At 54.8% G+C, this 13699-nt stretch carries 13 protein-coding genes; 9 read left to right on the forward strand and 4 right to left on the reverse strand.

Annotated elements, in window-relative coordinates; translation table 11 throughout:
• The first annotated feature begins 1235 nt into the window (after positions 1 to 1235).
• The 4 genes from ACI1V7_RS27830 (at position 1236) to ACI1V7_RS27845 (ending at position 3926) form a co-directional block, all read left to right on the forward strand.
• On the forward strand, positions 1236 to 2003 hold the full coding sequence (locus ACI1V7_RS27830; protein WP_404535861.1) for a nucleotide-binding protein: 768 nt from the start codon (positions 1236 to 1238) through the stop codon (positions 2001 to 2003).
• Complete coding sequence (locus tag ACI1V7_RS27835) at positions 2003 to 2383, forward strand: hypothetical protein (RefSeq protein ID WP_404535863.1); 381 nt, start codon at positions 2003 to 2005, stop codon at positions 2381 to 2383. Before ACI1V7_RS27830 ends, ACI1V7_RS27835 begins: the two co-directional genes overlap by 1 nt.
• A gap of 239 nt (positions 2384 to 2622) precedes the next feature.
• Positions 2623 to 3216: a hypothetical protein gene (locus ACI1V7_RS27840; RefSeq protein ID WP_404535865.1), complete on the forward strand. Its 594-nt coding sequence runs from the start codon at positions 2623 to 2625 to the stop codon at positions 3214 to 3216.
• 194 nt (positions 3217 to 3410) lie between these two features.
• Positions 3411 to 3926, forward strand: a complete 516-nt coding sequence (locus ACI1V7_RS27845; RefSeq protein ID WP_404535868.1) for a GNAT family N-acetyltransferase — start codon at positions 3411 to 3413, stop codon at positions 3924 to 3926.
• A 635-nt stretch (positions 3927 to 4561) separates the two neighbouring features.
• Here ACI1V7_RS27845 and ACI1V7_RS27850 read toward each other — a convergent pair.
• Together ACI1V7_RS27850 and ACI1V7_RS27855 are read right to left on the reverse strand one after the other, a co-directional pair.
• Positions 4562 to 4783, reverse strand: coding sequence for a hypothetical protein (locus ACI1V7_RS27850; protein ID WP_404535871.1), 222 nt, complete (start codon positions 4781 to 4783; stop codon positions 4562 to 4564).
• A gap of 304 nt (positions 4784 to 5087) precedes the next feature.
• Entirely contained in the window at positions 5088 to 6065 is a 978-nt protein-coding gene (locus ACI1V7_RS27855) for a tyrosine-type recombinase/integrase (RefSeq protein WP_404535873.1), read from the reverse strand.
• 177 nt (positions 6066 to 6242) lie between these two features.
• Here ACI1V7_RS27855 and ACI1V7_RS27860 point away from each other — a divergent pair, with 177 nt between their 5' ends.
• Positions 6243 to 6644, forward strand: a complete 402-nt coding sequence (locus ACI1V7_RS27860; protein WP_404535874.1) for a GtrA family protein — start codon at positions 6243 to 6245, stop codon at positions 6642 to 6644.
• A 23-nt stretch (positions 6645 to 6667) separates the two neighbouring features.
• On the opposite strand, the gene ACI1V7_RS27865 is transcribed toward ACI1V7_RS27860, so the two are convergent.
• Positions 6668 to 8374 carry a hypothetical protein gene (locus tag ACI1V7_RS27865; RefSeq protein WP_404535876.1) on the reverse strand — a complete coding sequence of 569 codons (1707 nt, stop codon included), beginning with the start codon at positions 8372 to 8374 and terminating at the stop codon, positions 6668 to 6670.
• On the reverse strand, positions 8371 to 9348 hold the full coding sequence (locus ACI1V7_RS27870) for a glycosyltransferase family 2 protein (protein WP_404535877.1): 978 nt from the start codon (positions 9346 to 9348) through the stop codon (positions 8371 to 8373). Before ACI1V7_RS27870 ends, ACI1V7_RS27865 begins: the two co-directional genes overlap by 4 nt.
• Positions 9349 to 9590: 242 nt before the next feature.
• Here ACI1V7_RS27870 and ACI1V7_RS27875 point away from each other — a divergent pair, with 242 nt between their 5' ends.
• From ACI1V7_RS27875 to ACI1V7_RS27890, 4 genes are all read left to right on the forward strand, one after another.
• On the forward strand, positions 9591 to 11504 hold the full coding sequence (locus ACI1V7_RS27875; RefSeq protein ID WP_404535879.1) for a Tn3 family transposase: 1914 nt from the start codon (positions 9591 to 9593) through the stop codon (positions 11502 to 11504).
• A gap of 527 nt (positions 11505 to 12031) precedes the next feature.
• Positions 12032 to 12289: a hypothetical protein gene (locus tag ACI1V7_RS27880; protein ID WP_404535881.1), complete on the forward strand. Its 258-nt coding sequence runs from the start codon at positions 12032 to 12034 to the stop codon at positions 12287 to 12289.
• Positions 12289 to 12588 carry a hypothetical protein gene (locus ACI1V7_RS27885; RefSeq protein WP_404535883.1) on the forward strand — a complete coding sequence of 100 codons (300 nt, stop codon included), beginning with the start codon at positions 12289 to 12291 and terminating at the stop codon, positions 12586 to 12588. The genes ACI1V7_RS27880 and ACI1V7_RS27885 overlap by 1 nt, the downstream gene beginning before the upstream one ends.
• On the forward strand, positions 12585 to 13699 hold a 1115-nt coding region (locus ACI1V7_RS27890; protein WP_404535886.1), incomplete at its 3' end, for a replication protein RepA. The genes ACI1V7_RS27885 and ACI1V7_RS27890, both read left to right, overlap by 4 nt.

Below are 13699 nucleotides of genomic sequence, written 5' to 3' on the forward strand. Positions count from 1 at the left end.
CGCAGTTTGGCCAGGAGTACCAAGGCAAAGAGGCAGACAAGGACTTTAGAAAAAAATTCCTTCCGGCGCTGCAGGCAGCCTTATCTGTCTACCCTCAAGCCAAGGTCAAGCAGGTCACAGGCGGCCTTATGCTCATGGCCTCACCGCCACCCATCCCCTACAGTTTATGATGACTGTATCAACATAATTACGCATAATCGGACCCCCCGCAACCTATGAACCGCGCCCATCGAGGCGCGTTTCTGTTTATAAGCCTGTGGATTCAAGAACTTATCCACGCATAATCGGACCCCCCCATTACGCATAATCGGACCCCCCTACCCCCCATTTTCCACGCATAATCGGACCCCCTCATTACGCATAATCGGACCCCCCCTAAACCTGTAAGGTATTGCCTTTAAGTTTTTCCTTTATATTTCCCTATAGCATGAGGGCCGCAGGCCATTGAAAAGTAGGGCAAGTTCACGCAGCGGCCTACGGCCGGGCACCCCGCTACGCGAGGTTCCCCGGACAAGCCGGCTACCCTCCTGAAAATCGACAGCCCGCCAGCGGGCTAGGATGCGCCTAGCGGCTCATAAACGAAACACAACAACACGCATAAGCCAACAAATCACACCATGCTTTCGGCGGGCTACGGAGTTGGCCGCAAGCGGCCAAGCCCTACCGGGCCGGCTCCTACCGCCTCATGCCGGCAAGCCGGCACCCGCTACATGGCGTGATGAAACGCATCGAGCACGCTACGGCCGGAATAGTCTATCAAAAAGGTATGCCCTGGCCTCGGGCCACAACGAAAGCAAGTGGCCGGCAGCTGGCAAGGGATAACGACAGAAAGGGAATAGGCCTAGGACACGATAACAGCCTCTCAGAGCCGTTTTCTTGGGTCTGCACGATAATCGGACCTGTCTAACACCAAAAAACGCTTCTGCGCCCTTTCCTGCCCTTCTGCCAGGCCTTTTAAACGACCACTTACCCGCGCTGACCTGCAAGCGATCAAAGAATAGAACAGCTCACCCGACGTTAAGCCCTTGCTGTAGGAAGTTGCCTGGTTTAGGTCCATCGTCTTCCAAGCGGACCAGTTGCAGGCTTCCCGGGTTACCATCAGCCGTTCCGCCACTTGCGCCTAGGCTATATAAATAAATCGTGGAATTCCTTTTGGAATTCCAAGTGGTTAGCTTTAAAGATAGCTTAAGGATTGCCATGTTGAATTCTATAAGGTATTCTTTAAAGAATACCAGTTGGAATTCCTTGGGGCTTTCCAGTTGGATAACCATTCCTCAACCTACCCGTTCAAGGTTGCCATGCCATCAATCGTTTTTGTCTCGCCGAAGGGCGGGGCGGGCAAGACCACTTCTGCGCTCGTCCTGGCCACCCAGATTGCACAAGGGGCCGATGTGACTGTCATCGACGCCGATCCGAATCATCCGATTAAGACTTGGGCAGCGGCCGGCAACGCGCCGTCGCGCATGACGGTGGTATCGGATGTGACCGAGGAAACGATCGCGGACCGGATCGTGGAAGCGGCGGCACGCACTCCGTTCGTCGTGGTCGACCTGGAAGGCACAGCGGCAGCCATCGTCGCCTACGCCATAGCCGAGGCTGACTTTGTCATCGTGCCGACGCAGGGTTCCCAGCTTGACGCCGAGCAGGCTAGCAACGCCTTCCGGCTGATCCGCGCGCACGAGCGCGGGATCCAGAAACACAAGCCGGACTACAGGTTGCCCTACGCGGTGCTATTTACCCGGACTTCGGTGGCCATCAGCAGCCGCGATACCAAACATATCCGGGCAAGCTTCGATAGTGCCGGAATCCCTTATCTGAAAACTGAGCTGCACGAGCGCGCGGCCTATAAAGCCATGTTCTCGTTCCGCCAGCCGCTGGAAAGCCTGCCGGCCTCAGAAGTATCGAACATCCCCAAGGCGATAGAGAATGCCAAGGAATTCCTGGCCGAAGTGATCGAGCGCATTCGCTGCACCAAGCCATTCAACAATGAAAAGGCCGCATAATGAGCCGTGCTAATCCCTTGGACGGACTGAATCTGGAAGAGTTTCAACCCAAAGCCCCGGAAGCCAAGCCGAAAGCCGACCGCGATGAGATTGGCAGGATCGCTAAGGAAAACGGCTTTCCGAGCCGCCAGGCGCCGATTGAGAAGCCGGCCGAGGAGCGGCCTCGCCAGCATTATTTTCGCACTGGTCGAAACAAGCAGATCAATATCAAAGGTTCTCCGGAATGCGATGAGCACTTGCAGCGTCTGGTCGGCGAACTCAACGTTCCGAAAGGCGTGATCCTCGAAGAAGCGTTGAAGGCGCTAGAATCCATCAAATTTACCGCCGAGCTTACCGAGCGTCTAGACCGGGAATTTCCCAATAGGCGAAAGCAAGGATAGTCATAAGGAATTCCTTAAAGAATTCTTAAAGGAATTCCATAATGAATTCGTTTTTGCAGTTGAGGTCTATTTCAACCTGACATAGCAGCGGCTGCCCAATTCCTTTCTTTGGCAACAACATGCGTCGTACACTAGTGCCTGAGCGAAGGGCCGCTATCGGCCGCTATCGGCCACAAGCGGTCACACGGGTTAAGCTGAAAGTATATTCGTGCCAGTTTTGTCAGAAATCTGAAAGGGAAATGATGGGTATTACCAACTACGCATTGGATACATTTGCCGCCCAAGAAATGTCGAAGCTCAAGCACCTTTCTATCATCTCTTTGGCTGACGATTTTCCTAGCGCACACGCTTGGCTCGCACAGCTTGTGCTCAGCCGTATTTTTCACGGACACGTGCCAGATGAGAAAGCTGCGTTGGCATTCGCGATTGTGCGACGAACACACGCTGCACTGCAGGAATGGGAACTCGCAAGCGCCGCGGCAAAGGGAAATTTACGAAGCGTAGGGAATTACTTCAGCATACTGCGGCACGTTGAAAGCTGTATTAGCTCGACTTGGCAGGCATTGGAATTTGGGCGCAAGCCCATGGGAGAAGTACTGTTCACTAAAGAGGGTGAACACAACGTATATAAGCGATTGAACTGGGTTTATAACGTGTCGCGTCATTTTGACCCACAGGCACTTCCTCAAGGGGACTTACATCGAACGTGGTTGAGCGATGACGCGATCCACACCCGGGAACATTTAGTCTTGTTTGCTGAATTGCGCGACGTAATCGCAATGCTAGGGCGCATATCTAACCATGTAAGTGGTCTTACGACCACTGAAAAGTGAGAGACCGCTTTGGGTCGATTGCAGGCGCTCGTAACACTTCACGAGATTTTTCGACTTGGCAACGTGCTATGCTGCCCCCATCGGCTGCAATCGGCCAATAGTGGTCGTAATCAGCGTGTGTGAATGCCGTCGTCGCTATACTCCCATAAGACTAGTTAGTCTCTTCAATTTGCAAGGATGCCATGGAAGTTCGAATGACCAATGCGGCAGACTGGATACTGTTGAAGCAAGTCCGTCTGGCGGCGCTATCCGATACACCGACAGCATTTGGCGTTAGTTATGAAATGGCAGCTAAGTACACTGACGAACAATGGCAGGAGCGAGCCTCGGCCACCGCTGGACCAGAGTTCTGGTTGGCGTTCATTGATGGCGAACCGGTTGGAATGGTAGGTGGCGTCGTCAGTCAAACGCATCGCTACAACTTGATCGGCATGTGGGTCGAGCCGCGTGTACGGGGCTCAGACATCGCCGCGCGGTTGGTTGCGACAGTTAAGTATCGAGCTCTGCAGAAAGGGTACGAGCGCGTCTTTTTGGATGTCGCTCCAGTCAACGAAAGGGCCGCCAACTTCTATCTCAAGCATGGCTTCGTTTTCATCGACGAGTATGAGTCCTTGGCAAGCAACCCGCAAATCATGGTCCAAACAATGTTATGGACAGAGAATGACCATGTTGAGCAACCGGGAGTGCTGGATCAACGAACTTCCGCTTAGGGTCGAAACCAGCCGTTGGACCAGCTGACCAGGCGGGCGTAGCGGACGATTTTTTCCAAATTCTGTGCGCGCCTTCTCGGAGGGCGAACAGAGCAGATGAGGGCGGCTCAAGTCCTGACGAATGTCAGGATGCCGCCGCAGGACGGCACCCTCTGTATCGCGGGAGCATGTAGAGGCGGGTTTGGCCGGGTCAACTCCGGCCAGCCTCGATGCGAGCGGCCTGTGACTTAGATGCAACCTGGTGCAACCGAATGCAACCCGATGCAACCCAAATGCCCCCTTGTGCACATCATATACACCCTTGTGCACCTTTGTGCACCTCATATGCACCCGGCCTTAGTCATTTTAGCTGCTCATATAGGCACGATAGATATGAATACAAAACTCGGGAGTTTTCTATTCATATCCGTGTCAAAGGGGTACCCTTTGGAACCCTTGGTAGCTACCTGATTTGCCATCTAGAAGGTCCGACCGACGGTCGGGCGATGATCCTAGGAGGGTCATGGATGACCTCTATAGAGGTCATAATTGGCTGATGTCATGTTGACCTATGTGGGCGCTTAAACGCTGGATCAGCCCTCGGCCGCCTGCTACCTTAAACAATATCTGACTGTTTAGGACTTGCAAAGTAGCGCCTAAATTCCATCGATCTCGCTCACGACGCATTTTTCCTCGTCCAGAACTGCCACGTCCCGACCCTGCAGCTTCGCTAGCAGGGCGACTTCGTACAGCGCGATCGCTTTAAGCAAAACATCGGCTTCGGTGGAGTTGCTGGCGACAGCAAGCCGTGCCAGTTTGGCTTCTAGCGCAGGCGACATGCTGAGGGTCATTTGAACGGTTTTGGTGTCAGTTACCATGGCGACTTCCTTTCGTTGTAAGTTTATCTTGCAGGTCTATCCTAAACCACTGCACTAAGGAGTTCATGCGAATTCGCGGGTTCCCCGCACCCCTAATTCTTTACACACATTACGCACTAAACAAAATAGCGATTTTTGTAACGTAAGCGTATGATTTTAAAAGGAAATATGCTGTCTACAATTTGCTCATCGCAGACATGTGAAAAAATCTTAAAAATCTATAAATATAATAAAATCAATGACTTAGGTTGTCTACAAACGTAAACAAATGAAACGTGAACGATAGAAGGATTCTTCTCAAAATTTATCGATAGACGACCTTGAAGGTCGGGCTATCCTCAGGCCGGCTCTGCCGACGGTCATAAACGCGGGTGGTTGCGATATTTGCGTGACCCAACCACTCCTGTACCTTTGCGATATCGGCGCCGTGATCGAGCGCGTTGGTAGCGGCGGTAGCACGCAGCGCATGGGGTCCGAAGCCGGCAACGTCGATCTTTAGGGCAATGGCGTAGCGGGCCAGCAGCTTGTAGACGCCGTCTGGCGTGATCGATGCCGTTCCACTCTGGGTGTTATTGCTGACTGGACGGAATAAAGCACTTGCTTTGTCCTCACCGTGGCCGGCCAGAGCGAGGTAGGCGGCAATCGCATCTGCCGCGCCGGGGTGTAGTGACACGTAGCGGATCTTGCTGCCCTTGCCGTGTACCTGCAGGTGCCTGACACCGCGGCGTTCGTGCACATCGGCCACGCGGAGAGAACAAAGCTCGGCGCGCCGAAGACCGTGATAGAGCAGGGTGGCCAAGATCGCGCGATCGCGTAATCCACGTAAAGTGGATGCGTCCGCGACTTCAAGTAGGGCACGTGCCTGGTGGTCTCCGATCGCTGGCGTCTTTCCTTCGCTGCTGGCGATTTTCGGCCGTTTGACGCCATCGACCGGATTGCCCTGGACTGCATTGGCCTCGCAAAGGGCCTCGAACAGGGACGACAACGCGGCGAGCTTTCGGCGGATCGACGCGCCACTCAGCGCACGTCGCTCCAGGTCGCGACGCCAGGCCAGCACGTGAGCACGTGACACGTCACGGAAATGCGCCGGATTCTCCAGCCCTGTAAAGGCCATGAACTCCTGCACGTCATTTTGGTAGGCGCGGCGGGTTTGCGGGTTGTCGATGTTGGCGAACCAGGTCAGCGCCGGCGGCACCTCGGCCAACTGGTGGAAGTCATGCACGGATAACCCACGCGACGGCGTGGCGACTGGCATCAAAGTGTGTTCGGGATCGTCGGGCATGGCTTACCTGGTCGAGAGCGTTAATAGCCCACTCTACTCTTGATAACCTATTTTATCAATAGTAAAAACCAGTAGCCATCTTCGTTGGGTTATGATCATCGCAGGCGAAAGCCACGAGGTTAGAGCTAACTGGGCGTCTTCCCTGTAAACTAAGGCCTACATTTTAAAAGCAGAGCAATGATCAATACTGTAAAGTTATTCCGGTTTATCCGGTATGGTTTGGTGGGCGCGGTCGGTACGCTAGCACAATATGTCATTCTCGTCGGTGCAGTGGCGGCGCATATCGCCACACCTGTAGTGGCTTCAATGGCTGGCGCAGTCGTGGGCGCCCTTGTGAATTACATTCTAAACGCCAAATATACTTTTCATAATACGGGACATGCGCAGGCATTGCCTAAGTTTGCAATCACCGCTATTGTAGGCGCGCTGATGAATGGCGTAATCATGAAAATCCTGATCCATACCCTAGGGTTGCATTACCTGTTCGCACAGGTGCTAGCGACTGGAATAGTGCTAGGAATAACCTATGGTGTGAATTCGCGTTGGACGTTTCGTCACGCTGCGAATCCTTCCGATTGACGCTCCAGCGCATCGATCAACTACTAAGTTGGATAGCGTACTGCCCGGCGACGGATCAGGAAACTGAACTGTATTATCAGCAGGGCCAGCGCCACCAAGCTGATAATATTTCCCCAATGTTCCTGCTTGGTCGGTACGCGTTCTATCACGATCGTTTGCTCTCCGGCGGGGGCCACATAGCTTGTCAAGCGGCTTGTGACGTCCCGAAACACGGTGATTTCTCTACCGTGTTCATCAACGGCTTTCCAGCCTGGAAAGTAGAACTGCTGGATCATGACTAAGGTCGGTTCGGTAGTAATGGAATGCACCATAAACCGCGCACCCTTGCGGGAAGCTTCGACAAGCTTGCCTTTGTCACTAACGATAAAGGCTGGCTGGTTGGCGATGGCGTATTGTTCAAATGGCTTGAATGTTTCTTGAACACTTTTTCCCAATTTCGTTCCAGCAGGGAAATACTCAATCGGTGACAAACGCCATTTGACTTGCTCGTTGTTCTGGAACGGTGGGGCGACAATGGGCATGTTGTGGAAGCGTCCCGCGATATCCACCCATTGTGCTGCGCTCATCAGCAGAAGCACAATCGCCCCCATTTTTAAGAGGCAGGCGCGACTGTCTTCTTGCTGCGCGCCAGCGACACAGCAAACAAAGAGCGAGATGAGTGAAAACTCCATCACCGTCAGCAAGCGAAATACAAATTGAATCTGTGCAAAAGGTGAAGGGCGATGGAAAATGAAAGGGAAAAACCCACTCATTAAGGCGAAGCATAATATACCAGAAACGATCCACATCAGCGCCAGCGTAGTTGCTGCACCGAGCACCCGCTGCTGGCGCCAATTGCGCCACGTTTGTGCTGACAGGTACAGGAAAAAAACTAGATAAGCGCAGGCGAGCAATAGCAGCTTTATCCAGAATCGATCGGACAATGTCTGGAGTACGAGCCATATATTGGTGGTAGCGACATCGCGAGCGAGGCCGCCAGAATTTGCTTCCGGGAGCAATAACATTGCGGGCAGAAGATAAAATGCCGTCAGGCCCACACTTAAGATAGTCGTGACTGTTACCAGTACAAAACGTTGAATTCGCAGGTTAGCAGGCAACTCTTTGCACAGGCAGATTAATGCGTAAGCGAACGCCAGTGGCGCGATCAGCATCGCCGTCAAAAGGTGAGAGAGAAACAAAGCACTGATACCGATTGCCAGCAGCGCCGCCCCTCGCACGCCCCCCTTCTGCAGGGTGGTTCGGATGCCAAGGAAGATGAGCGGTATCCAAACGAAAGCTGTGTACTCAGCCATGGCGCCGCGCTCGTACAGGTCAAGATTCAAATGGTAAGGAGCAGTGGCGTAAAACAGCGCGACGATCAATGCCAACCGAGGGCTGATGTGCTGACGAGCCCAAGGATAAAACGTAACGGCCGAGGCGATTGACAGCAGCAGAGCGCCTAGTCCCAGCACCCGTCCCGGCGCCAGTGCATGCAAAGTTAGAAAGTCGATCAGCACGAAAAACGCAGATGCCATTGGTGGATAAATCAGCAAGGCCGGGCTGCCCAGGCCATGCAATTGATCAGGCAACCAGCGTGGATACAGCGTGCCTAGTTCCACTGCATCGCGCCAGGACAAGAACAGCATCAGATGGAATTTGATGTCGTGCGACTCACGCACGCCATGTACTAGATTGGGTGCCAACAGGAGGCAGGCCAAGCCAACGTATGCCCAAGTTAGGCGTTTATTCATGGGTTTTGCTCACCCCGATTAATCAAGTATACCGGTCGCTTTTTGGATTCAAAATAAATACGGCCCACGTATTCCCCTAGCACACCAATTCCAATGAGCTGGATACCCCCCAAAAATAGGACCGCTGTCGCCACCGATGCATAGCCCGGAAGGTCCACGCCAAAGATTAGTGTGCGTATCGTCAGCCAGAGAGCGTGGCAGATGGACAGAACTGCTATCAACGATCCAGCATAGGTCCAGACACGCAAAGGCAGAGTGCTGAAGCTAGTAAAGCCTTCCAGCGCAAAGTTCCACAGTTTCCACCCGGAAAATTTGGTTGTGCCGGCTGCGCGCACTTCACGCGTGTAGTCGACGACAGTCGTTTTGTAGCCAACCCAGGCAAATAAACCCTTCATGAAGCGTCGGGTCTCGGGTAGGCATTTCAACGAGCTCACAACCTGACGCGACATAAGTCGAAAGTCGCCAACATTTTCTGGTATCTTGACTTCAGAGAGCTTATTATGCAGGCGGTAAAAGACTAGCGCAGTCCAGCGCTTCAACACTGAGTCCGAGTCGCGATTGTTTCTGCGAGCCAATACCACGTCATAGCCTTCACGCCATTTTTCTACCAAAATCTTGATCACTTGGGGCGGATCCTGTAGATCGGCATCAAACGGTACTACTACATCTCCCCGCGATTCGTCAATTGCTGCTGACAAGGCCGCTTCCTTACCGAAATTACGAGTTAAATCCACTACCCGCACGCGGGAATCGAGGCTGGCATGCCAAACTAGGTGTGCGAGTGTTTGATCGCGACTGCCATCATTGACGCAGACGATTTCAAACTCTAAATGCGGAATGACCTCAAGAGCGCCGATCACTTCCTTAAAAAATAGGGGAATTACTTCTTCTTCGTTATAGAAGGGAACGGCTAACGACAACAAAATCTTGCCAGTACGTGGGGGAAGGACAGGTTGTACGCTTGATTCAGGCATAGGTGACGGAAGCGCGAGCTCAGGTTGCGATGCAGTTAGGAGTAATATGAGCTAAGACTGCGTAGCTTTTTTTTTAGATAACAAACATGCGCATGTTATATTCTAAAAAGTTTTTCCGCCAGTTATTTTTTTGGTAACGAACGGCTTTGTTGCATAAATCCGCAAGTCATTGATTTTATTGAACAAAAATTTCGCTGCTAAATTTATAATTCACTGAAAAATCAAAGGCTTATCGTTTATTTATGCAACAAAGCCCCTGGGATGCGTTCGCGGTGAGCGTCACCGAGGCGCAGAAGCTCGCTCAGCCCGATGATTTCGATTTCCTGCACCGCATCGGCGAGAGCTATGCGACCTTACGCCGCTACGCGCCGGAATTCCTCGACGTGCTCAAGCTGCGGGCAGCGCCCGCCGCCAAGGATGTGCTCGATGCCATCGAGGTGCTGCGCGGCATGAACACCGACAACGCCCGCAAGGTGCCCGCCGATGCACCGACCGCTTTCATCAAGAAGCGCTGGGAAAAACTGGTGATGACCGACGCCGGCATCGACCGGCGCTATTACGAACTGTGCGCGCTGTCGGAGTTGAAGAACGCGCTGCGCTCGGGCGACATTTGGGTACAGGGTTCACGTCAGTTCAAGGACTTCGAGGACTACCTGGTGCCACCCGAGAAGTTCGCCAACCTCAAGCAGTCCAGCGCATTGCCGCTGGCCGTGGCCACCGACTGCGACCAGTACCTGAGCGAGCGCTTGGAACTGCTGGAGGCGCAACTTGCCACGGTCAATCGCATGGCGGCGGCCAACGACCTGCCGGACGCCATCATCACCGAGTCGGGCCTGAAGATCACGCCGCTGGATGCGGCGGTGCCCGACACCGCGCAGGCGTTGATTGATCAGACGGCCATGATTCTGCCGCACGTCAAGATCACCGAACTGCTGCTCGAAGTCGATGAGTGGACGGGCTTCACCCGGCACTTTACGCACCTGAAATCGGGCGACGTGGCCAAAGACAAAAACTTGTTGCTAACGACGATCCTGGCCGATGCGATCAACCTGGGCCTGACCAAGATGGCCGAGTCATGCCCCGGCACGACCTACGCCAAACTCGCCTGGCTGCAAGCCTGGCACACCCGCGACGAAACCTATTCGACGGCGCTGGCCGAGTTGGTCAACGCGCAGTTCCGGCACCCCTTCGCCGGACATTGGGGCGACGGCACCACGTCATCGTCGGACGGCCAGAACTTCCGCACCGGCAGCAAGGCCGAGAGTACCGGGCACATCAATCCGAAATATGGCAGCAGCCCAGGCAGGACGTTCTACACCCACATATCCGACCAGTACGCGCCGTTCCACACCAAGGTGGTCAATGTCGGCGTGCGCGACTCGACCTATGTGCTCGATGGCCTGCTATACCATGAGTCCGACTTGCGCATCGAGGAGCACTACACCGACACGGCGGGCTTCACCGATCACGTCTTTGCGTTGATGCACCTGCTGGGCTTCCGTTTCGCGCCGCGCATCCGAGACTTAGGCGACACCAAGCTCTACATTCCGAAAGGCGAAGCCGCCTATGACGCGCTGAAACCGATGGTCGGCGGCACGCTCAACATCAAGCATGTCCGCGCCCATTGGGACGAAATCCTGCGGCTGGCGACCTCAATCAAGCAGGGAACAGTGACGGCCTCGCTGATGCTGCGCAAACTCGGCAGCTACCCACGCCAGAATGGCCTGGCCGTGGCCCTGCGCGAGCTGGGTCGCATCGAACGTACGTTGTTCATCCTGGACTGGCTGCAAAGCGTCGAGCTGCGCCGCCGTGTTCACGCTGGGCTGAACAAGGGCGAAGCCCGCAACGCGCTGGCCAGGGCGGTGTTCTTCAACCGGCTGGGCGAAATCCGTGACCGCAACTTTGAGCAGCAGCGCTACCGCGCCAGTGGCCTCAACCTGGTGACGGCGGCCGTTGTGCTGTGGAACACGGTCTATCTGGAACGTGCGGCGCATGGGCTGCGCGGCAATGGTCATGCCGTCGATGAGGCGCTGTTGCAGTACCTGTCGCCGCTGGGCTGGGAGCATATCAACCTGACTGGCGATTACCTCTGGCGCAGCAGCGCCAAGATCGGCGCGGGCAAGTTCAGGCCGCTACGACATCTGCAACCGGCTTAACGTGCTTTATTTTCCGTTTTCTGAAGCGACCCCTTCTTTGACAAATTTGATTTGTAAGTCGCCCGTGGTAAGCATCTGCATCAGCCGGTGCAGATCGTCCAAATTGGTCGCCAAACGACCCGGTAGATGTCAACAAAGATGTAGCGTCAAGTCATGCTGCTTTTCGTTATTCCTCTGGCGCTTTTCGTTCCGGGTTAAGCCAGACTTCATGGCTCAATTTCCAATCCCGTGTGGCTCCTGACCAGCGCTCAGGGCGACGCTGCTTTCAATGACACGCCCAAGCTCTGTGCAATCGCGTTGATATCGTTACGTGCCAAGCTTTGCTGCAAAAGCTTGTTCTTCTTCGTATGCGGTCATACCAGGTACGACGTAGAACTTCGGGCGCTATTTTTGAACCCGGTTAGAAAAATATTTTTGTCCTACCGCCGGCGCAGAACGAGGTTTATGTCAAATGCGAAAATAATTATTGTATCCGGGTGCTAACGCCGGTACAGTTACCGAAGTTTGTACCCACGGAAAGACAAATCATGGATGAACCGAAGCGTCGGCCGGGCCGGCCAATCGGATCGGGCGCGCAACTGTCGCCCGTCGAGCGCAACCGTAAGAGCCGGAAGAACATGGCGGCCGAAGGCGCGACCAGGTTGGATTTTTACCTGGCCCCGGCCCACGCTGACCAGCTCGCGCAGCTGATGCAGCATTGGGACATCGACAGTAGGAAGGAAGCCGTACAGCGCGCCCTGGACATCGTGCACCAGACCATTGCCAACAACCGAAAGGCCGCGTGATGAGCTACAGCTACGAAATCAAGCCGCGCCCGGCCGAGCTGGGCAGCGGGTGGAAACTGGACCTGCTGCAGGACGGCCAGGAAGTTGGCGGCGGCGTGTTTCCAGTTCTCGAGAACGACCCGCAGGCCGGCATGGACTGGTGGAACGGCTGCAGCGAACAGGAGCGCGCTCACTGGCTAATGATGGCTGCATCGGCTCGACCGGCCGACGCTTACCATGCTTACCTGCTGGCCGAGGCATACGCCGACGCCGAGAGCACCGCCTATGAATGGCTCGATTCAAGGGACGGTGAACTATGAAAAAGTCCGACGCAATGGCAAATATCCAAACCCGCGCGGATGCCGCGCTGGAGGCCCAGGACGCACGCGGTGAACAGACCGACCTGTTCGGCGGCGCTGCCTCGGCACAGCCACAAGCTGCGCAATCGGCCGACATTGAGCCGGCGCCGGCGACCAGGCGCGCGCGATCGGCAGCGGAGGACACCAGGCCGGCTAAGGTAAAGCCGCCAAAGGAGGCGAAGCCGACTGCAGCTGTAATTCCTCTCAAGGCCAAGACCAAGGCCAGCACCGCACCAGCTACGAAGCGCGAAACTAAGCTACTGGCGGCGTCGGCCGACATTGCCGGCGTCCGCCCCGATGGCGATGACATGGCGTTCATGCACACAATCATGTGTCAGGTTGGTTTGCCCCGTTCAGCTGTCAAAGGAACCACCTTTGAGCGTCAATCCGGCAGCTCGGGGCTGCTAGTCGAAGCTGGCAAGTTATGGGACGGCCAAAAGTTCGTTCAACAGCCTATTCCGTATGGCACGACGCCACGCTTGATGTTGGCTTGGATGAACACTTTTGCAGTTCGTCATAAGACCCAGGAAATACCCGTAGGCGACAGCGCAAGCGACTTTTTGCGGATGATCGGGAGGGAAACCACTGGCGGCCGTAACGGTTCACTAACCATGCTACGCAAGCAAGTTCAAGCGCTTTCGGCTTGTCGCATGACGTTGGGTTTTAATGCCAATGGAAAGGCGTACACCTACGATGGAAAGCCTATCAAGCGGTTCGATGCGTGGCTGCACAACGAGGATGAGCAGCGGTCCTTTTGGCCTGCTAGCGTCGCCTTCTCCGATGAGTATTACCAGACGCTGGTAACTCATGCCGTGCCGATTGATATGCGCGCCCTGATGGCCCTGAAAGGCTCGTCCTTGGCGATGGATGTTTATGTGTGGTTGGCCGAGCGCCTACACCGCATCAACGGCCGCCCGCTGATTTTGCATTGGGTGAACCTGCGAGCGCAGTTTGGCCAGGAGTACCAAGGCAAAGAGGCAGACAAGGACTTTAGAAAAAAATTCCTTCCGGCGCTGCAGGCAGCCTTATCTGTCTACCCTCAAGCCAAGGTCAAGCAGGTCACAGGCGGCCT

The organism is Massilia paldalensis (assembly GCF_044901715.1).
In the GTDB taxonomy this organism is placed as follows: Bacteria; Pseudomonadota; Gammaproteobacteria; order Burkholderiales; family Burkholderiaceae_D; genus Telluria; species Telluria paldalensis.